This window comes from Pseudomonas sp. Leaf434 (genome assembly GCF_001425545.1).
Taxonomy (GTDB): domain Bacteria; phylum Pseudomonadota; class Gammaproteobacteria; order Pseudomonadales; family Pseudomonadaceae; genus Aquipseudomonas; species Aquipseudomonas siliginis.
The window spans coordinates 39,811-58,783 of the sequence record NZ_LMQZ01000013.1 but is presented as its reverse complement, the minus strand read 5'-3'; the positions used below and the strand labels follow the sequence as shown (position 1 = coordinate 58,783).

Here is an 18,973-nt window from a genome sequence, read left to right as displayed (position 1 = left end):
CATTATGACTCGTAGTGTTTATCTTTTAATGTTGGCAAGTCTCGCTTTGCAAGGTTGCATGTTTTCCCCCGGCCAGTACCTGAGCACCAGCGATATCACCCGCCAGGGTGCCAGCGAAAGCAGTCGGGTCGAGCTGATCCCGATCACCCCGAAGCTGATCGCCATGAACCGCGCCACGCAAAAACGTGAGTCACTGCCGGCGGAGCTGCTGGTGACGCCGGCGGAATATCGCATCGGCAACAACGACGTCCTGTACATCACCGTCTGGGATCACCCGGAGCTCACCGCCCCCTCCGGCGCGCAACAACAGATCGATGCCAACGGCCGACTGGTGCGCTCCGATGGCACGCTGTATTACCCGTTCATCAAGGAAGTCCAGGCCGCCGGCCGGACCATCCAGCAACTGCGTGCGGACATCGAACAACGCCTGTCGGCATTCATCGCCGAGCCGCAGGTCGACGTCGCGGTGCTGCGCTTCGCCAGTCAGAAAGTCGTGGTCACCGGCGCCGTGACGAAGGCCGGCCCGCAAGCGATTTCGACCAATCCGTTGAGCGTGGTCGAGGCTCTCGGTTCCGCTGGCATCGACACCAATAACGCCGACTTGTCGGGCCTGCTGCTGACGCGCAACGGGCGGGTCTATCCGCTCAATCTCGACACGCTCAATCAGCAGGATTCCGAACTGCAGAACGTCTACCTCAAGGGCGGCGATCAGCTGTATCTGCCGTACAACGACAACAAGCGCATCTACGTCATGGGCGAGGTCAACCAGCCGCGCGCGCTGAGCTTCAAGACCGCGACCATGAATCTTTCCGACGTGCTCGGTTCGGTCGGTGGCCTGAGTCAGACCAGCTCCAACGGCAACGCGGTCTATGTCATTCGCGGGGTGGAAAACCTCGACGTCGAGCCGGCGAAGATCTATCAGCTCGAAGCCGAATCACCGACCGCCATGGCGCTGGCTTCGCACTTCCAGGTGCGGCCACAGGATGTGGTCTACGTCGGCCCGGCCAACGTCACTCGCTGGAACCGTTTCATCAGCCAGTTGGTGCCGTCGGCGTCGATTGTCGGCACCGGGGCTTCGGCAGCGAAGAACTGGAGCGAATACAGCAACAACAGCAAATAAGGCCGCCCGACTGTGAACCTATTGAAAGTGGGCGTCTGCCTGATGGCGGCCTCGTTGCTGTGCGGCTGCAATCCTCTGATGAGCGCGTCGCTGAACAACCTCAAGGCCGCCGTCGTCGGCCCCGACGAGGTTGATGTGACAGCAGCTGAGGTCGCCGGGGTCAACTACCCGCAACTGAAACTGACCACGCCATCCGGCTCAGGCGTGCTGGCGCTGGTGCGCGAGCGCGGAGACCTGCAATTCTGGGTCGCCTCCGGCAAGCAGGTGTTGCTGCTGCGCGATGGCCTCGCCGTGCGCAGCATCGGCCTCGGTCTGCAAGGTGATCTGGATGGCACACGGCTGGCCGATGATTCGCCGTTCAAGCACGGTCTGCATCACGTCGCCGACGGTTTCACCACACGGCGCTGGATCGATCTGTACAAGGGCCAGGAAGTCGGCGTGATCGTCAACAGCCGCTTTTCGCGCCGTTCCACCGAGACCCTGGAGATTCTCGACAAGGCTTACTCGGTGCTGCGCATCGATGAACAGATCGACGCCCCAGCCATCGGCCTCAGCGCAACCAACCGTTACTGGGTCGACCCGCGCGACGGTTTCATTCTGCAGAGCGAGCAACAACTGACCTCGCAACTGCGCGTGAAACTGGTGCAATTGACGCCTGACCGCAGGCATCTGCCGTGAAGCGCTTAAACCTAATCGCGGCGGGTCTTTTGCTGATCGCAGGGGCGAGTCAGGCTGCCGTCACTGTGTCCGGCGACGTCGCCAATCCCGGGCCGATCGCATTGCCGCCGGGTGGACGCCTGTTCGATGTGATCAGCGAAGCCGTGCCCAATGCCGAAGGCTATTGGCTGGCGGGCGGCTTGTTGCGCCAGTCGCTGGTCGAGGAACAGACGCGGCTCAAGGTCGGCGTGTTGTTCGATCTCGAGGTGCTGCAGCGCATGGCGACGCTGTTTGATCGGCCAAGCCGCGCGGCACTGGCGCAGCGCGTTGCTGAAGAAGTCCGACAAATGCCAGTGACCGGACGGCAGATCGCTGACCTCGATCCGGTGGCGGTGGAAGTCGGCTTCGCGCGCAACATTCGTCTGGATGACGGCGATCAGCTGATCTATCCGAAACGGGTTGATGAAGTGCAGGTGTTGGGCGCGGTCACCGAGCCATGTCACTTGCCGTACCAGCCATTGCAGGAGGCCCGCGAATATCTCGAAGGCTGCTCGATTCTCGACGATGCCGAGGCCGATTACCTGTGGTTGATCCAGCCCAACGGCGTCTCGCGGCGCGTCGGCATCGCGCACTGGAATCGCGAGTCCGGGCAGTTTCCGGTGGCCGGCAGCAGGATTCTGGTGCCGATAAAAAATGATGATCTTGATCCGCCTCTTCCTGAATTGAATCAGCAGTTGGCCGAATTCATTGCCACGCAGCTGGCCGAGGTGGTTCGTTGAAGTTACGTTTTGCAGCTGTGTTGTTATTGCCCTGCGGTCTGGCTCACGCCGAGCCGCGCATCACCCAGAATGACTTCGGTGGCGCCGGTCTGTTGCAGACGCCGACGGCGCGCATGGCCCCGGCCGGCGAGCTGAGCGTCAACGCCAACCGCACCGATCCCTACAGCCGCTACAGCGTGTCGTTGCAACCGCTGGACTGGCTCGAAGGTTCGTTCCGCTACACCGCGATCACCAACCGGCCCTACGGCTCGGAGGCCCTCAGCGGCAGCCAAAGCTACAAGGACAAGGCGGTCGACGCCAAAGTGCGCCTGTGGCAGGAAAGCCACTGGGCGCCGGAAGTGGCGCTGGGCTTTCGAGATATCGGTGGTACTGGTTTGTTCTCCAGCGAATTCTTCGTCGCCAACAAGCGCTTCGACAATTTCGATTTCAGCGCCGGCATCGCCTGGGGCTACATCGGTAATCGCGGCGACTTCGACAACCCGCTGGGCTACGTCAGCAATCGCTTCGATACGCGACCGGCGCTGGAAGGCACCGGCGACGTCAACTCCGGCTCGTACTTTCGTGGCAAGCCTTCTCTGTTCGGTGGCGTGAGCTACCAGACGCCGTGGGATCGGCTGAGCCTGAAGCTGGAATTCGAAGGCAACGACTACAAGAACGAGCCGAAGGACAACGAGATCAAACAGGACTCGCCGATCAACCTTGGCGCGGTGTTCAAGGTGACCGATTCGATCGATCTGAGCGCTGCCTGGGAACGGGGCAATACGGCGATGTTCGGCGTGACGTTTCACACCAATTTCGTCAGCCGCAAAGCGCCGGCCAAGACTTACGATCCGACTCCCGAACCGCTGCCGGCGAAGGCGCCGACGACCTCGATGGAACAGGTCAACTGGGCCGATGTGTCGCGGCGTTTGCAGCAGAACGCCGGGTACAAGGTCGAGCGCATCAGTCAGCGCGATTCCGAACTGATCGTCTACGGCGAGCAGCAGCGGTATTTCCATTCGTCCAAAGCCGTTGGCCGCGCGAGCCGGATTCTCGACAACAGCGTCAACGACGACATCGACTGGTTCACCGTGGTCAACAAGCGCTATGACTTGCCGCTGGAAGAAACCAGCCTGCCACGCCAGACCTTCCGTGAAGTGATCAACAACGAAGAACCCTTGGAGTCGCTGCATCGCACCACCGAAATCAACCCGGCGATGCCGCACAACGAGACAACCCTCTACACCGAAGCGCCGCAGCATTTCAGCTATGGCGTGGGTCTAGGCTTCAAGCAAAACGTCGGCGGCCCGGATGGTTTGCTCTATCAATTCAGTGCGGATGCGGACGCTGAATATCGCTTCAACCGCAACACCTGGTGGAGCGGTTTGCTCAGCGCCAACCTGGTCAACAACTTCGACAAATTCGTCTACGACGCGCCGAGCGGATTGCCCCGCGTGCGCACGGATTTGCGCCAGTACCTGACCACCTCAAACACGACCATGCCGTTGTTTCAGCTCAGCCATGCCGAGCAGTTGGATAAAGACCTGTACGGCATGGTGTACGGCGGCTATCTGGAATCGATGTTTGCCGGCGTCGGCGCGGAAGTGTTGTTCCGCCCGACCGGCGAGCGCTGGTCGCTGGGTGCGGATCTGAACTGGGTGCGCCAGCGTGATTTCGATCAGGGCTTTGCCTTGCGCGATTACTCGGTAGTGACCGGGCATATCACCGGCTATACCGACCTGCCGTTCGACACGCTGGCGGCGGTCAGTGTCGGTCGCTATCTGGCCGGCGATTGGGGCACGACCGTGGACATCTCGCGTGAGTTCTTCAATGGTGTGCGGGTCGGTGCCTGGGCAACCATCACCACGGCCAGCAGCGCCGAATATGGCGAAGGTAGTTTCGACAAGGGCCTGTACCTGTCGATCCCGTTCGACGAAATGATGAGCATGTCGACCATGCGCCGCGCCAACCTGGTCTGGGCGCCACTGACCCGAGATGGCGGCGCCAGACTGAGCCGCAGCTATCAACTGCACTCGATGACGGATAGCCGGGAAGGGGACATGTTCTATCGCAACTTCGAGAAGATTACCGAGTAGGCGCTGGTCTGTGGGAGCGAGCCTGCTCGCGAATGGTCCGGCACATCCAATATCTCCAGTGCCTGACACACCGCTTTCGCGAGCAGGCTCGCTCCCACAGTTGATCGGCGTCACGCCACACATCCAGGTCATCACCCGAATCCCTGTGGGAGCGAGCCTGCTCGCGATAGCTTCGTGTCAGCCGACATCGTCATTGACTGACCCACCGCCATCGCGAGCAGGCTCACTCCTACAAGGTTTGTGCCGGTAGTCGATACTGGTTACCAAAATCCCGCCCACAAAAAAGGGGACTTTCGTCCCCTTGTGATCTGCAGCGCTGAGCCTCAGTAAATATCCTTCGACAACAACGTAAACGGCGTCTTCACCAGGATCTTCAGATCCAGCCACAACGACCAGCTGTTGATGTACTGCAGGTCGATCTCGACACGCTTCTGCATCTTGTCGATGGTGTCGGTCTCACCCCGGCAGCCGCTGATCTGTGCCAGGCCCGTGATCCCCGGTTTGATTCGGTGACGCGCCATGTAAGCGAGGATCTTGCCCGAGTAGTAATTGTTGTGCGCCACCGCATGTGGCCGTGGACCTACCAGCGCCATATGCCCCTGCAACACGTTGAACAGTTGCGGCAACTCATCCAGCGAAGTGCGGCGAATAAAACGGCCTACTGCGGTGATCCGCGAGTCATTGCGGCTGGCCTGTTTTACTTCGCGGTCATCGTGGACACGCATCGAGCGGAATTTCCAGACCTTGATCACCTTGCCGTTCCAGCCATGGCGGTCCTGCTTGAAAAACACCGGGCCGGGCGAGTTGATTTTCACCGCCAGAGCGATGATCAACAGCAGCGGACTGAGGGCGATGATTGCCAGGAATGCCACGGTTTTCTCAACCAGACTCTTGCTCAGGGCAGCGGTCGGGCGGCTGGTCAGCGGGCTTTCGTTCAGGTAAATCGCCGGCAGGCCGTCCACGACTTTCACCGAGTGGTTGAGCAGGGTCAGGCTGTTCAAGTCCGGCACCCACACCACATCGACGTTGGCGCCGAGCAAATCGACATACATCGCTTCGATCTTCGCGGCTTCGCACAGGGGCAGGGTGATGTACAAACGACGGATGTCGTGGGCTTCGATCAGCTCAAGCAACTCGTCCTGAGCACCAACGACACGCGGTGCATCGGAGCCGAGAGCGGGCTTGTCTCCGTTGCTGACCAGCCCGATCAGCGGCAGGTTTTCCAGTTGGCTGAGTTTCTTCGCCAGGCCCAGCGCCAGTTCGCCAGTGCCGACAATCAGCGTCCGGTGTTCGCTTTTACGCGAACGCTGGTAGAACTTGGAAAATGCATGCAGCGGCGCGTAGAGAAACGCCTGACCGAGGAAGCCGTACACCGCCCAGCTCAGAATCACCTGACGGGAAAACAGCTCATCGGCCTGGCAGACAAACGCGATGCACGCCAGCGCGGCCATGGTCATCGACCAGCCCATGAACAAGCGGCCGAGGCCGGTCAGGTAGTTGTCGCGTTTGCGATAAACGCCGCTGAATGTGTAAGCCGGCACCGAAGCCAGGACGGCGAGGGTGGCGCACATTCGGTAGTAGAACGCGACGGTGCCGGTGTGCTGTTCAGCGAGAATGAACAGCAGCGTCACAACGAAAGCCTGTGCCAGCGCCCATTGGCCCCAAAAGGTCAGTCCCTTGAGGCCCGTGCTTCGATTAATACTGAGAGAAAGATCCATACGATATCCCCAAAAGACGTCCATTCAGGTTTCAACAGTTGAAAGCCGAGTTGTTATGCAGACTTATTGTTTTTGTTTTAGCGAGTGTCTTGAGGTAACAACATCGAGAGCCGAACTGTCGTCAGCCAATAGACTAAGTTATTGCCGGGAATGGTGTCTGACGAGTTCTAACAAGATGGCACAGTGCCAACTTTTTAATAATTAAATAGATGGCTGTTAGAAAAGGTCGTAGAGCGGGGGATGAAAAGGCGAGGGGGTATTTGTTACTGTTGCAGGGTGGAGGCAGGGAAGCTTTTATTGAATCAGGGAGGGAAAACCAGACAGAGTGCTCTTCTTGTTGTTGTAGTCGCACTTTATATCTGTTTGTCTCGGTTTTAGTGGCGCCGGTGATTACGCTACGACTTCCTGGATCAGGCAATATCCGCGATTTCTTACGGCTCGGAACAATCGCTCGCCATTACTCGCACTCTTGAACTTGTCCTGCAATCGGCTCAGGCACATTTCCAGGCCACGGTATTGCTCGGGTTCCCGACCAATGCTGATGATCAGGTCATCACGACTGACCACGCGCTCTTCATGGCTCAGCATTTTCCTGACCAGAGCGGTTTCCAGGCCAGTCAGGCTGATCGCAACATTGTCCTTGAGCAACACGCCTTGTTCATCGTCGAGATGCCAAGTATCGCTGCAAGGCTCAGTGCTGTCGCTGACATTGGAGATATGAGCGCGTTCTGCACTGCGGGTCGGGAAGCTTTGAAACGGATTGTCTGTTTGCGCGGCTCGCCATTCATTTTCAAGAGTGGCCAGTATGCGTTGAGTATCATGTTCGATACTGCGCGCAACGTTCTTTCGACTTAGGCTCGGGTAACTGAATTCCATGACCATCGGGGCGGAAGAGGGCGAAGCAACACCTTCAACAAACATTTGTGCCTGCGACGTGCCAAACGAATTGAAACGCTCACTGGACAAGATACTTTCCAGTTCACGTTGCGACGTTGTGCTGTGCGTCACAACAACAAAATATTTTCTGGGGAGGGTTGTACTCGTTTCCATGTCTCTCTCCTAAATACACACCAAAATTGGCTAAAAGATAAATCGGCAGGCGAGCAATGACTTCCTCGGAAGTAATCGTAGGCAGGGTTCTGGCCGAAAATGGCCATCGATAAATTCCACTCGATCTGCTGCTATGTTATGGAGTTTTATTGTTATGTGGCGTGATGCCGTGCTCATTCAAGTGCTTGAGTTTTAATAAGTATGAGGCGCAATTGAAACGATATGGCTGCATCAGACGATCCTTCGTACGTATGCAAAAGGGAAGACTGCCCGAGACTCAGGCAGTCGATATCAGGCCCCGCATCAGGCGATAGCCGTAGCCGCGGATGCTCTGAATCGCGTTTGTACCATACATGTCCTTGATTTTTCCACGCAAGCGACTGATTGATTTTTCCAGTGCCCGAGGATCGTAGAAATTGCTGTTGAGGCCCATGATGCTGGCGATTTCATCATGACTCAGAATGTGATTGCCGGTGTGCGCAAAGGCCTCGAGGATCTTCATTTCAGCGAAAGAGATATCCAGTTTGCGCCGACTGTCCATCAGGCAGATTCGCGTCGGATCAAGCGTGAGATTGATATCTCGTTGCCAGTCTTCGCTGTTGAAGAACTCCGCGAGCAAGTCTTCGCTGTCATCGCTCAATGTGTTGAGCTTGATACAGGCATCCGCCCCGGCGAGGAAATATTTGATCTTGTTGACGGCACCGCGGCCGGTGACAATTGCGCAAATAAGTGGCTTCAAGTTGTCATCGCGCAGGTTCTGCACCAGGACCAGATTTTCTTCGATAGCTTGTGGATTATCGATGATGACGAAAATGGCGCGGTAGGAACCGATGTAACCGTGCTGCTTATATGAACTAGTGAAAGCACCTGTTTCCAGAGTCATATCGGGCTGCACGTGCTTTGCGATCAGCGATCTCAAATGATCAGCCACACCCAGTGTACGACCCAGCGCAAGAACACCGGATTCATCATTTGTCGGGCGCGGACTTCTCGTCGCCAAGTTCCCTGAGAGCATCATGCGTTGACTCGAATTAGGTGCTGACATCGGGATGTTAAAGCACCGGTTCTCATCTGTGACTGACAATTGGTAACATTTGCGCGGATTTTAGACGTGTTTCCCGAGTTTTCTAACAATAACTAAGCTTTTCAGGCTTTTAGTTGATTTTCTCGGGCTTGTGAACTAATGGATAAGTGATGGCTATATGCAATGGTGCCACTATTTTGAGCTTGTGACGATGGCGTTGTCTATGTCCTTTTGCCACTGATTGGCCATGTCAACAATGTGTGAAGTTGATCACACTTCATATCTGAACTGAAATATTTGTTGTAATAGATGTAAATTTTTTCCGTTTAGTTCGTCGGCCGACGATTACTAACAGCTCTTGAGTCTAACTCTGCATAAACCCTATTCTTCCGGATCGGCGAATCGCTGTATGCATTACTTCAGATACTCAACCCCTGAGTGTTATTGAACCGGTCGCTCACCCTGAGTGCTCTGACGGAGGATTAATGGATTTCTGGACCCTTTTCCAGGTATTGATATTAGGCGCGGTTGAAGGCCTGACCGAGTTCTTGCCCATCTCGAGTACCGGCCACCAGATTATTGTCGCCGACCTGCTCGAGTTTGGCGGCGAACGCGCCATGGCGTTCAACATCATTATTCAACTGGGGGCCATTCTTGCGGTGGTCTGGGAGTTTCGTCCGAAGATCTTCGAAATCGTCAAAGGCCTGCCCACCGAGCGCAACGCGCAACGTTTCACCCTTAATCTGCTGATCGCGTTTTTCCCGGCCGTTATCCTCGGCGTGTTATTCGCCGACGCGATTCATGAATACCTGTTCAACCCGATCACCGTTGCGGTGGCCCTGGTTGTTGGCGGCATCGTCATGTTGTGGGCCGAACAGCGCAGCCATGTAGTCAGCGTCGAACATGTCGACGACATGCGCTGGTCTCACGCGTTGAAGGTCGGTTTCGTACAGTGCCTGGCGATGATTCCCGGCACCTCACGCTCCGGCTCGACCATCATCGGCGGTCTGCTCTTCGGCCTCTCGCGCAAAGCCGCCACCGAGTTCTCGTTCTTCCTCGCCATGCCGACCATGGTTGGCGCTGCCGTGTACTCCGGCTACAAATACCGCGACCTGTTCCAACCCAACGACCTGCCTGTCTTCGCCCTCGGCTTCGTCACCGCATTCATCTTCGCCATGATCGCCGTGCGTGGCCTGCTGAAATTTATCGCCAACCACAGCTATGCCGCGTTCGCGTGGTATCGGATCGCGTTTGGTTTGTTGATTCTGGCGACTTGGCTGTTCGGCTGGGTGAACTGGACCGCCGCAGCGGCCGCCTGATCACTGAGCGCTGATCAACGCCGCCACGGCGAGATCATTTAACCCCGAATCCGCCGACTCCTGGCGATAGCGCTGCAAGGCCGAGGTGAAATACGCGGCTTGCAGCATGCCGTCGCTGGCCAGATAGAGTCGCGCGTCTTCTTGCTCCTCGGCGGAGTAAACACGCTTGTGACTGTCGGTGGTTTCCTGGCTAGACGAAATAGGTGCGAGGATCAAAGACACCAAAGTGAAGCCGGAAAACTGCGTCACCTCCCACGGCGTATCGGTACGGCCCATGCAAAAGCCATCGCAGTGCGCATAAACGTTGGAGGTGAAGCTGAACAAAGCGAGGAGGGTGAAACGCTTGAAACCTGAACAAGTAAACGCGGGCATAAACGAAAGACATCCTGTCAGTACATCAAAACAGCGGGCAACGCTCATGCGTCGCCCGCACGCTCAATCCATCAATCAACGACCTTCAAGCAACTCAGCCGCCTGATCCAGCAACGCCAGCGGATCCTTGGCCTTGTGAATATCCACCGACAACAACTGACGAAACTTGCGCGCCCCGGGGAACCCTGTGCCCAGGCCCAGCACATGCCGAGTGATGTGATGCATCGCACCACCGGCCAGCAAATGCTCGGCGATATACGGCCGCAACTGCGCCAACGCCTCAGCCCGACTGATCACCGGCGCGGTACTGCCGAACAGTTGCTGATCGACCTCCGCCAGCAAATACGGATTGTGATAAGCCTCACGCCCCAACATCACGCCATCGAACGTCTGCAGATGCTCATGGCAGGCCTCCATGGTCTTGATCCCGCCATTCAGCACAATCTCCAGCTCCGGAAAATCCGCCTTCAACTGCGCCGCGACGTCATAGCGCAACGGCGGAATGTCGCGATTCTCCTTCGGCGACAACCCCTCCAGAATCGCAATCCGCGCATGCACGGTAAAACTCGTGCAGCCGGCATCCCGCACAGTACCGACGAAATCGCACAGCTCGGCATAACTGTCGCGCCCGTTGATGCCGATCCGGTGCTTCACCGTCACCGGAATCGACACCGCATCGCGCATCGCCTTCACACAATCGGCCACCAACTGCGGATGCCCCATCAGGCACGCGCCGATCATGTTGTTTTGCACACGATCACTCGGGCAGCCGACGTTCAGGTTCACCTCGTCGTAGCCGTGTTCCTCGGCCATGCGCGCGCAGGCGGCGAGATCCAACGGAACACTACCGCCGAGCTGCAAGGCGAGCGGGTGCTCGGCTTCGTTGTGGCGGAGGAAACGCTCGTGATCGCCGTTGAGCAGCGCGCCGGTGGTGACCATTTCGGTGTAGAGCAGGGCGTTCTTCGACAGGAGGCGTAGGAAGTACCGGCAGTGGCGGTCCGTCCAATCCATCATGGGTGCGACACTAAACCGCCGAGACAGCGTAGGCCTTGGTTTTACTGGGCTAAAGCTCTGATTCTGTACCATTTTACTCAACGTGTATTCGGCGTGTTTTTGGGCGTTTTCAGGCGTTTTTCAGGTCTCGGTGGTACGATGTACCACTTCAAAACCGACGCGTACCACTTTCGTTTATGGCAGCTGTCAGGACATGAAAACTGGCGGATGGCAGCATGCGCTACACCGCATCCGGCGGAATGGAGTGCAAGTCTACCAAGACAGCCACATTTTCGCCCCGGAAACGGACTACGCGATCTGGATTGCTGGCAGAGGATCTTGATAGCTCCAGCAACTTCATCGAGCAGGTGCTCCGGCGTCAGATGGGGATTGCCTCTATTGAGTCCCGTGCTTGCGCGAGGCCACGACCGGTAGGCGTATTGCCATTCCCACCTGGTAAAGGATTGAGTCGCCAAGCGTTTGAATGCACATTTTCAGCCCCCGTTTCACGCCGATAGCGATGTGCCACAAATCATGATGGCAATGCGTCATCACGTCGCTCAAAAAGTTCAACGATTATACAAAAATATAAAGTTGTACAAGTTTTCGCAAAATTAATAGCATCCCTCCAGACACCTTTGCTGAAACGATAAATCCAGCGTGCAAATGCTCTGTTTGCGACGTGAAGGGTTTGTCTGCCGGTGCTCGCATCGCGGATTTATCGACGCGTCCACAGCATCGGCATTTGCATTTCCGGGACAGCTGGAGCGTCCCGTATTACGCCCTGGATGACGACCCCCCGAATGTCTGGACGGTGACTTTGGTTACCGGAGATCAATTTTTTTGTGCCTGGCGTTTCGCGTCAGGACGTTTGAGGCTGAATATGGCAGTAGCGTCGAATTTCCTCGGTGACATCAAAGTTTCCCGCAAGCTGGGAACCGGCTTCGGCATTCTTCTGCTGGCCGTTTTGGCGGTTGCCTTCATTGGCTATAACAGCAACAGCGTGCTGGTTGATCGCTTGAGTACGACGCGTCTGATCGGCACGTTGAATGACGCTACGCAAAATATGCGTCTGTCCGAGAAACAGTACGAAGCCGCCGCTGACGCAGCCTTCGCCGAGTCCTATAACGCGCAGTTGAATGTCTTGCAGGGCCTTGTGAGCAAGGCGCTGGACACCTTGACTCGCGCTGAAAACCAGCAAGCCTTGAAGGCTTTGCAAACCACGATTGTTGCCTACGACCAGAAGGTCAAACGGCTGATCGCTGCCGATCAATCGACCACCGATGCGCTGAAACCGCTGACGGCGCTGTCGGACAAGTACGCGCAAACTTTTGCCGGCATGCTTGAAGGCACCACGACCAGTGCCTTGGCGTCTGCCGATGGTGAACGCGTTCGGGAGCTGCGCACGGTGGCCGATTTGCGCAATGGCATGACCACGTTTCGCCTGATGTTGCGTCGTTACATCGCGGTGCCCAACGACGTGAACAAAAAACTGCTGATGGAAACCATCGATAGCTTCTTGAGTGATATCAGCAAGGCGCGCACCAGCCTGCCGACGGCGCTGTCGAGCCAACTGGAAGAAGCCCACTCCGGCATGCGGCGTTATCGCGAAGTATTGGTGGAAGTGGCCGGGCTGTTTGAGCAGAAGCAGAACATGCGCGAGCAGGTCGACCAGGAAAGCAAGGCGATGGACAAGATCATGAGTGGCCTGATGGACACCCAGCAGCGCCTTGCACATGAGGATCAGCATTCGGCTTTTATTCAGATGGCGGTATTGACTGCGCTGGCGCTAGTGATCGGGCTGTTGGCTTCGGTGGTCATCTCGCGCCAGATCACTGCGCCGCTGGCGCTGACGGTTGATCTGGCACGACGCATTGCCAAAGGCGACCTGACGGTACAGGCCAGGTCTGCGCGCAAAGATGAGTTGGGCGATCTGCAAAATGCGATGCAGGAGATGGCGCAGAACCTGAACACGCTGGTGCAAGGTATCGGCAATGGCGTCACGCAGATTTCCACCTCTGCGGAAAAGCTCTCGGCCATGAGCGAGCAGACCAGCGCGGGTGTGCGTCAGCAAAAGAGCGAGATCGATCAGGTCGCCACGGCGATGCACGAAATGGCTTCGACGGTGCAGGAAGTTGCGCGTAACACCACCGATGCCTCAGCTGCCGCGACCCTCGCCGATCAGCAGGCGCGCCATGGCAGCACGGTGGTGAAGCAGGCGACGGTGCAGATCAGCGAACTTGCCATGGCCATTGAAGAGTTGGGCGGTGCGATGAATGTGCTGACTCAGGACAGCGAGCAGATCGGCAAAGTCATCGATGTGATCAAAGCCGTCGCCGAGCAGACCAATCTGCTCGCGTTGAACGCCGCTATCGAAGCCGCGCGGGCGGGTGAGCAGGGTCGTGGTTTTGCTGTGGTGGCAGACGAAGTGCGCTCGCTGGCACAGCGCACGCAGGACTCGACCAAGGAAATCGAAGCGTTGATCGTCACCCTGCAACAAGGCACGCAAGCGGCTGCGACGCTGATGACCTCAAGCCGCGAGCGCACCCTCGATACGGTGGTACTGGCGCAGAAGGCCGAATTGGCGATTACCGAGATCAATCAGTCCATCGGTACGATCCAGGAGATGAGTCAGCAGATCTCGGCCGCCGCCGAGCAGCAAAGTGCCGTGGCCGACGAAATCAACCGCAGCATTGTCAGTGTGCGTGATGTGGCTGACCAGTCGGCTGTCGCCAGCGAAGAAAGTGCGGCGGCGACGATCGAATTGGCGTCCCTGGGGCAGGACCTGCAGCGAATGACCGCGCATTTCCGCACCTGATCTTTTCAACTTGGCGCACGCGGTGCCTTCAACTATTCAGGCGCCGCAGGGCTACAGTTATTGCCTTGTTTGCAGATAACTAAGGCCAGCAGCTGTTTTATTTATCGCCATGGAAGGTTGCACGCCGTCATCAGGTGGTTCATGACCGACTTTCCAAAATCAATAGTGTCTCCCGGTGGCTGCCAGGGCTGTAGAAACAAAGGTGTGCCAGAGATGGATTTCGCCTTCGCTTTCCAGCCCATTGTGGACCTGCGCGATCAAACGACGTTTGCCCATGAAGCGTTGGTTCGCGGCGTGAACGGCGAAGGCGCCTTGTCTGTCCTCGAGCAGGTGGACGATCAGAACCGTTACCGATTCGATCAACTGTGTCGAGTGCGGGCGATTTCCACGGCGGCTGACTTGGGCATGACGCAGTACCTGTCGATCAACTTTCTGCCGAATGCCGTTTACCGGCCGGAGATGTGTATTCGCAGCACGCTGGAGGCGGCGCGCACATACGGCTTTCCGCTGGAGCGGCTGATCTTCGAGGCTGTGGAAGGCGAGCACGTTGAAAGCAACAAACACTTGATGAATATCTTGCGTGAGTATCGTGAGTTTGGTTTCAAGACGGCCATCGACGACTTTGGCGCAGGCTATTCCGGCCTTAATTTGTTGGCGGATTTTCAACCGGACCTGATCAAGCTGGATATGGCGCTGATCCGCAATATTCACCGTGACCGCGTACGCCAGACGATCGTGCGCAACGTGGTGAACATGTGTAGAGAGTTGGGCGTGGAAGTGATCGCCGAGGGCATAGAAGAGGCCGAGGAAAGAGACTTTCTCGCCGATTGCGGCATCTATCTGATGCAGGGCTACTGGTTCGCCAGGCCCGCCTTCAAATCATTGGCGCAGATCTCGACGAGTGCGTGGCAGGGGAGATCATCCAATCCGCGATCTTGTGCAAAACATTGATCACCACCAACACTGGCTGCCGTGGATGCCCTGCGCCTGAATGCCGGTTGTTCTGCGGTCACGGGTTGCGTCGGGTTTCCAGCAGCGTAAATAGCCCCATGCCTGCCAGCATCGCCAATACGAAAACGATTGCCTGCCAGTGGCCCGTCAACAGGATGGTCACTGCCGGGCCAGGGCAGATGCCGGCTATTCCCCAACCGACCCCAAACAGCAGGCTGCCACCAACCAGACGTCGGTCCAGCTCTTTTCGGACGGGTAGTTGCATGGGGTTGCCCAGTACCGATTTGCGTTGCCGGCGTGCCCAGGTCAGCGGGCCGATAGCGATGGCAATGGCGCCCACCATGACCAATGCCAGCGAGGGATCCCAGGCCCCGGCCACGTCGAGGAACGCCAGGACTTTCGTCGGATTGGCCATGCCCGCCAGAAGTAATCCGACGCCGAACAGCAGGCCGGCCAGGAATGCATTGAGTTTGAGCACGTTCAAACTCCCGTCAGATGGCGCAGGACAAATACGGTGAAGAACCCGCTGAGCATAAAGCAGGCAGTGGCGAGCATCGAACGTGGCGAAAGGCGCGATATGCCGCAAACGCCATGGCCGCTGGTGCAACCTGAGCCGTAGCGTGTGCCAAGCCCTACGAATAACCCTGCGAGAATCAGCCCTGACCAGTCGCTCTGGAACTCGATCGGCGGTAACGCCTTGAACAATCCCCACAGCAGTGGCGCGACCAGCAGGCCAAGGATGAACAGGGCTTTCTCGCTGGCGCCTTCACGGTTGCGTTGCAGCAGGCTGCCGATCAGGCCGCTGATGCCGGCAATACGCCCATTGCCGACCACGAACAGACTCGCGGCCAGGCCGATCAGCGCGCCGCCGGCAAGGGAAGACCAAGGCGTGAAATTGAGCCAGTCGACATTCATGGGACGCCTCAAGCGCAGTAGCGGTGGATGTGCGGTATGCATCGCGGCGGAAGCGAACGTGTCGCTGTGATTTCAGTGTAGCAACCGTGTGCTGTTTGAATAACGGCTGCCATTTTTTTCCAACGCGTGCATTGAGCGAACCGTTCCCTCAATGCGCGCGTCGGCCGGGTTCCGTGGCTTACTGCGGCACCGCAATCCACTCACTCAACGTCTGCTGATACTTGCCAGTGACCTTGCTCAAATGCAGCCACTGATCGACATACAGTTTCCAACTGATGTCATCGCGCGGCAGCAGATAAGCCTTCTCGCCGTATTGCATGTATTGATGCGGATTCACCGCGCACAAACCGGGTTTGAGTTTCTGCTGATACAGCGCTTCCGAGGCGTCGGTGATCATCACGTCGGCCTTGTTGTCGAGAAGTTGCTGGAAGATCGTCACGTTGTCGTGCAGGGCCAGTTGCGCCTTGGGCAGGAAGGCGTGGACGAAGGCTTCGTTGGTGCCGCCGGCAGGTTCCACCAAGCGCACGTTGGGCTGGTTGATCTGGTCGATGGTCTGGTATTTGGACTGGTCGGCGCAGCGCACCAGCGGGATTTTGCCGTCGGTATCGAGGGTGTTGCTGAAGTAGGCTTTTTTCTGCCGTTCCAATGTGACCGAGATGCCCCCCATGCCAATGTCGCATTTGCCGGCCTGCATGTCGGGCATCAGGTTTTTCCAGGTGGTCTGCACCCATTGCACCTTGACGCCGAGACTGTCGGCCAGGGAGCGGGCCATGCTGATGTCAATGCCTTCGAAGTCGCCGTCGCTGCGCTTGAAGGTGTAGGGCTTGTAGTCGCCGGTGGTGCAGACGCGCAACTGGCCTTGTTGCTGAATGCTGTCGAGGTGGGACGAGGCCGGGTCGGCGTGAGCGCCAGTCGCCAGGGTCAGCAGGCCGCCGAGGATCATCGTGCTTTTTAGTGTTGTCATTGAGATCGGGCTTCTGAAAGGGAAGGTGGCCCAGTGTAGTGAAAGCCTTCCACGGGTGTCATCCCGGGTCCGGACTCAATGTGCCGAGCCACGCCACCAGCGCCACGATCAACAGGGCAAGGGCCAACTCCATTACGACACTGCGCCGCAGCGCTTTCGCGGCGATGAGGTGCTGGCCGTCGCGCAGCGATCGTTGCAGTGACGGTCCAAGATGAAAGCGGTTCAACGCAGCCAGCACCAGCATCACGGCGAACGCCAGCACCTTGATCGCCAGCAGCAGCCCGTAAGTGCCGAACAGCACTCCGTCGAACCTTGGGCCGACGATGAAAAGATAATTCATCACGCCGGTGACCGACACCGTCAGCACGATCAGCGCGCCCACCCATTCGAAGCGTTTCACTGCATCGGCTATCAAGCGAAGGCGTGTGTCACCGATCCGCCCGCTCACCATCAACACCAGCGCCAGCAAGGCACCCAACCACGCTCCCGCCGCAAGCAGGTGCAAGATGTCGCTGAGAAAGTGCCAGAACCGCAGCCATCCTTCGTCCATTGCGCCATGCCCGCTCCATGCCAGCGAAGCGAGGGCAATGGCGCCTGCCAACGACGCTGGCCACAGACCCGGTCGGATCACCACGATGGCCAGTGCTGTCATCCGCAGTGCCCACGCCAGGCCGACGTCCGTTTCCAACACCATCATCTGCAGGTGCGGCCACAACGCCGCGAGCTGTGTTTCGCCACTCATGGCGCGGGTCATCAGCACCAGCCCGGCCACTGACAGCAATGCCCCTGTCACTGCCATGCCCCGCAACAACGGACGGGACCGTAGCAACGTGTTGAAGCTGTACAAGCCAAATAACGCCAGCCCGAACACCAGCAGCAAATCGATATACAAGGCGAACCGCAGGATGATGTTGAGCAGGTCCGCCATTGTTCACTTCACTTTGAACGTGACGTTACCGGTGATCGGGTGCGTGTCGGCGGACACCGCGCGCCACTGCACCTGATAGGTGCCGGCAGGCAGCGGGGCGAGCGGGGTGATCAGCATGGTTTTCGGATCGCTGCTGGCGCTGACTTTGGCTTTCATCGGCATCGGCGAGTGAGCCATGCCACCCATTTCGGTCATTACCAGTTTGGCCCCGGAAAATTGCGTGACCAGGTTCTCGGAAAAGTGCAGCTCGATCCTGCCCGGCGCGGCGCCTTCCGCGCCTTCGGCTGGCGTTGACGAAAGCAGTTTCGGGTGGGCCTGGGCGAGGGTGCTCAGGAGCAATCCGCTGGCGAATATCAGGGGCAGGGTTAATGTGCGCATGCAAGGTCTCCGGTTTGTTTTTGTAGAAGAATTCAGAACCACAGCCTGACGCCTAGGACGAGGCGCGCCTCACTGCGATCCTCGTCTTCTTCGCGGGCGTAGTCGGCGGTGTTGCCGTAAGTGCGATTCCACGTCACGCCGATATAAGGCGCGAATTCGCGGCGGATTTCATAGCGCAACCGCAGGCCCGCCTCGGTATTGGACAACCCTGAGCCGATGCCTCGCTGCGGATCGTTCTTACCGTAGATATTCAGTTCAGCGGTCGGCTGCAGGATCAGTCGATTGGTCAGCAGGATGTCGTAGTCGCCCTCCAGACGTACCGCGCTCTGGCCGCCCTCGCCAAGGAAAGCCGTGGCTTCGGCCTCGAAGTTGTACAGCGCCATGCCTTGCACGCCGAACGCGGCCCAGGTTTGCGGTGCGCCGGGTATGAAGTCCTGACGCACGCCGCTGACCACGTCCCACCACGGCGAAATGGCATGGCCCCATAGCGCTTGAATTTCCGCGTCTTCGGTCTTGCCGTTATTGCGCTCGCCTTCAGAGCGCAGCCACAGCCGATCGGTATCCCCGCCGATCCAGCCGGACAGGTCCCAGGCCAAAGCGCTGCCGTCATCGGCGTTCTGCCATTCGAGTTTGTCGGCAAGAAAGTAACTGTTTATAACGCTGTCATGCACCTGATGACCGCCGGGGCTGGTGAACACCGCAGCGCGGTCGGCGTCGGTCACGGGCGGAATTGGCGTGCGGCTTTCGCTCGGCGCGGCGGGCTGCATCATGCCGTCGTCCATGCTTTGCATTGCCGAATGATCCATCCCGGGCATCTGGCTGTGGTCCATGCCGTGCATGGCGTCGGCGGCCATGGCGGAGGTGCCGGCTAGCAGCAGCGGAAACACGCTGAGTCGAGTCATGATCGGCCTC

General features: G+C 58.0%; 18 protein-coding genes and 2 pseudogenes. 9 read left to right on the top strand and 11 right to left on the bottom strand.

Annotated elements, in window-relative coordinates:
- Positions 1–4: 4 nt before the first annotated feature.
- The 4 genes from ASG55_RS25160 to ASG55_RS25145 are packed head-to-tail and all read left to right on the top strand — an operon-like array spanning position 5 to position 4,631.
- Positions 5–1,120 carry a polysaccharide biosynthesis/export family protein gene (locus ASG55_RS25160; protein WP_177180896.1) on the top strand — a complete coding sequence of 372 codons (1,116 nt, stop codon included), beginning with the start codon at positions 5–7 and terminating at the stop codon, positions 1,118–1,120.
- Positions 1,121–1,132: 12 nt separating this feature from the next.
- On the top strand, positions 1,133–1,798 hold the full coding sequence (locus ASG55_RS25155; protein ID WP_056791455.1) for a YjbF family lipoprotein: 666 nt from the start codon (positions 1,133–1,135) through the stop codon (positions 1,796–1,798).
- Complete coding sequence (locus ASG55_RS25150; RefSeq protein ID WP_056791453.1) at positions 1,795–2,556, top strand: capsule biosynthesis GfcC family protein; 762 nt, start codon at positions 1,795–1,797, stop codon at positions 2,554–2,556. The genes ASG55_RS25155 and ASG55_RS25150 overlap by 4 nt, the downstream gene beginning before the upstream one ends.
- Positions 2,553–4,631, top strand: a complete 2,079-nt coding sequence (locus ASG55_RS25145) for a YjbH domain-containing protein (protein ID WP_056791450.1) — start codon at positions 2,553–2,555, stop codon at positions 4,629–4,631. The genes ASG55_RS25150 and ASG55_RS25145 overlap by 4 nt, the downstream gene beginning before the upstream one ends.
- 323 nt (positions 4,632–4,954) lie before the next feature.
- On the opposite strand, the gene ASG55_RS25140 is transcribed toward ASG55_RS25145, so the two are convergent.
- The 3 genes from ASG55_RS25140 to ASG55_RS25130 all read right to left on the bottom strand — a co-directional run bounded on the left by ASG55_RS25140 (position 4,955) and on the right by ASG55_RS25130 (position 8,417).
- Positions 4,955–6,349, bottom strand: a complete 1,395-nt coding sequence (locus tag ASG55_RS25140) for an undecaprenyl-phosphate glucose phosphotransferase (RefSeq protein ID WP_056791447.1) — start codon at positions 6,347–6,349, stop codon at positions 4,955–4,957.
- A gap of 390 nt (positions 6,350–6,739) precedes the next feature.
- Entirely contained in the window at positions 6,740–7,399 is a 660-nt protein-coding gene (locus tag ASG55_RS25135; protein WP_016775451.1) for a winged helix-turn-helix domain-containing protein, read from the bottom strand.
- A 277-nt stretch (positions 7,400–7,676) separates the two neighbouring features.
- Positions 7,677–8,417, bottom strand: a complete 741-nt coding sequence (locus ASG55_RS25130; protein ID WP_056791444.1) for a winged helix-turn-helix domain-containing protein — start codon at positions 8,415–8,417, stop codon at positions 7,677–7,679.
- Between the two features lie 491 nt (positions 8,418–8,908).
- Here ASG55_RS25130 and ASG55_RS25125 point away from each other — a divergent pair, with 491 nt between their 5' ends.
- Positions 8,909–9,742, top strand: a complete 834-nt coding sequence (locus ASG55_RS25125; RefSeq protein WP_056791442.1) for an undecaprenyl-diphosphate phosphatase — start codon at positions 8,909–8,911, stop codon at positions 9,740–9,742.
- Here ASG55_RS25125 and ASG55_RS25120 read toward each other — a convergent pair whose 3' ends face one another.
- Together ASG55_RS25120 and dusA are read right to left on the bottom strand one after the other, a co-directional pair.
- Entirely contained in the window at positions 9,743–10,114 is a 372-nt protein-coding gene (locus tag ASG55_RS25120) for a DUF2388 domain-containing protein (protein ID WP_056791440.1), read from the bottom strand. It abuts the gene before it with no gap.
- Positions 10,115–10,189: 75 nt separating this feature from the next.
- Positions 10,190–11,200, bottom strand: a complete 1,011-nt coding sequence (gene dusA, locus ASG55_RS25115; RefSeq protein ID WP_082530344.1) for a tRNA dihydrouridine(20/20a) synthase DusA — start codon at positions 11,198–11,200, stop codon at positions 10,190–10,192.
- 230 nt (positions 11,201–11,430) lie between these two features.
- Here dusA and ASG55_RS27355 point away from each other — a divergent pair.
- The 4 genes and pseudogenes from ASG55_RS27355 to rimA all read left to right on the top strand — a co-directional run.
- Positions 11,431–11,567, top strand: a pseudogene (locus tag ASG55_RS27355) (Lrp/AsnC family transcriptional regulator); the annotation flags it as partial.
- 423 nt (positions 11,568–11,990) lie between these two features.
- Positions 11,991–13,019, top strand: a pseudogene (locus tag ASG55_RS27790) (methyl-accepting chemotaxis protein); the annotation flags it as partial.
- A gap of 33 nt (positions 13,020–13,052) precedes the next feature.
- Entirely contained in the window at positions 13,053–13,925 is an 873-nt protein-coding gene (locus ASG55_RS27785) for a methyl-accepting chemotaxis protein (protein ID WP_442962996.1), read from the top strand.
- Positions 13,926–14,066: 141 nt separating this feature from the next.
- Positions 14,067–14,876: a S6 modification regulatory phosphodiesterase RimA gene (gene rimA / locus ASG55_RS25105; protein WP_056791436.1), complete on the top strand. Its 810-nt coding sequence runs from the start codon at positions 14,067–14,069 to the stop codon at positions 14,874–14,876.
- Positions 14,877–14,934: 58 nt separating this feature from the next.
- Here rimA and ASG55_RS25100 read toward each other — a convergent pair whose 3' ends face one another.
- The 6 genes from ASG55_RS25100 to ASG55_RS25075 form a co-directional block, all read right to left on the bottom strand.
- On the bottom strand, positions 14,935–15,354 hold the full coding sequence (locus tag ASG55_RS25100; RefSeq protein WP_056791431.1) for a DUF6691 family protein: 420 nt from the start codon (positions 15,352–15,354) through the stop codon (positions 14,935–14,937).
- A gap of 2 nt (positions 15,355–15,356) precedes the next feature.
- Positions 15,357–15,791: a YeeE/YedE family protein gene (locus ASG55_RS25095; RefSeq protein ID WP_056791428.1), complete on the bottom strand. Its 435-nt coding sequence runs from the start codon at positions 15,789–15,791 to the stop codon at positions 15,357–15,359.
- A gap of 178 nt (positions 15,792–15,969) precedes the next feature.
- Complete coding sequence (locus ASG55_RS25090) at positions 15,970–16,755, bottom strand: transporter substrate-binding domain-containing protein (protein WP_056791423.1); 786 nt, start codon at positions 16,753–16,755, stop codon at positions 15,970–15,972.
- A 58-nt stretch (positions 16,756–16,813) separates the two neighbouring features.
- Positions 16,814–17,683 carry a copper homeostasis membrane protein CopD gene (copD, locus tag ASG55_RS25085; protein WP_056791420.1) on the bottom strand — a complete coding sequence of 290 codons (870 nt, stop codon included), beginning with the start codon at positions 17,681–17,683 and terminating at the stop codon, positions 16,814–16,816.
- 3 nt (positions 17,684–17,686) lie between these two features.
- Positions 17,687–18,061 carry a copper homeostasis periplasmic binding protein CopC gene (gene copC / locus ASG55_RS25080; protein ID WP_056791417.1) on the bottom strand — a complete coding sequence of 125 codons (375 nt, stop codon included), beginning with the start codon at positions 18,059–18,061 and terminating at the stop codon, positions 17,687–17,689.
- 32 nt (positions 18,062–18,093) lie between these two features.
- Positions 18,094–18,963, bottom strand: coding sequence for a copper resistance protein B (locus tag ASG55_RS25075; RefSeq protein WP_056791559.1), 870 nt, complete (start codon positions 18,961–18,963; stop codon positions 18,094–18,096).
- Between the last annotated feature and the right edge of the window lie 10 nt (positions 18,964–18,973).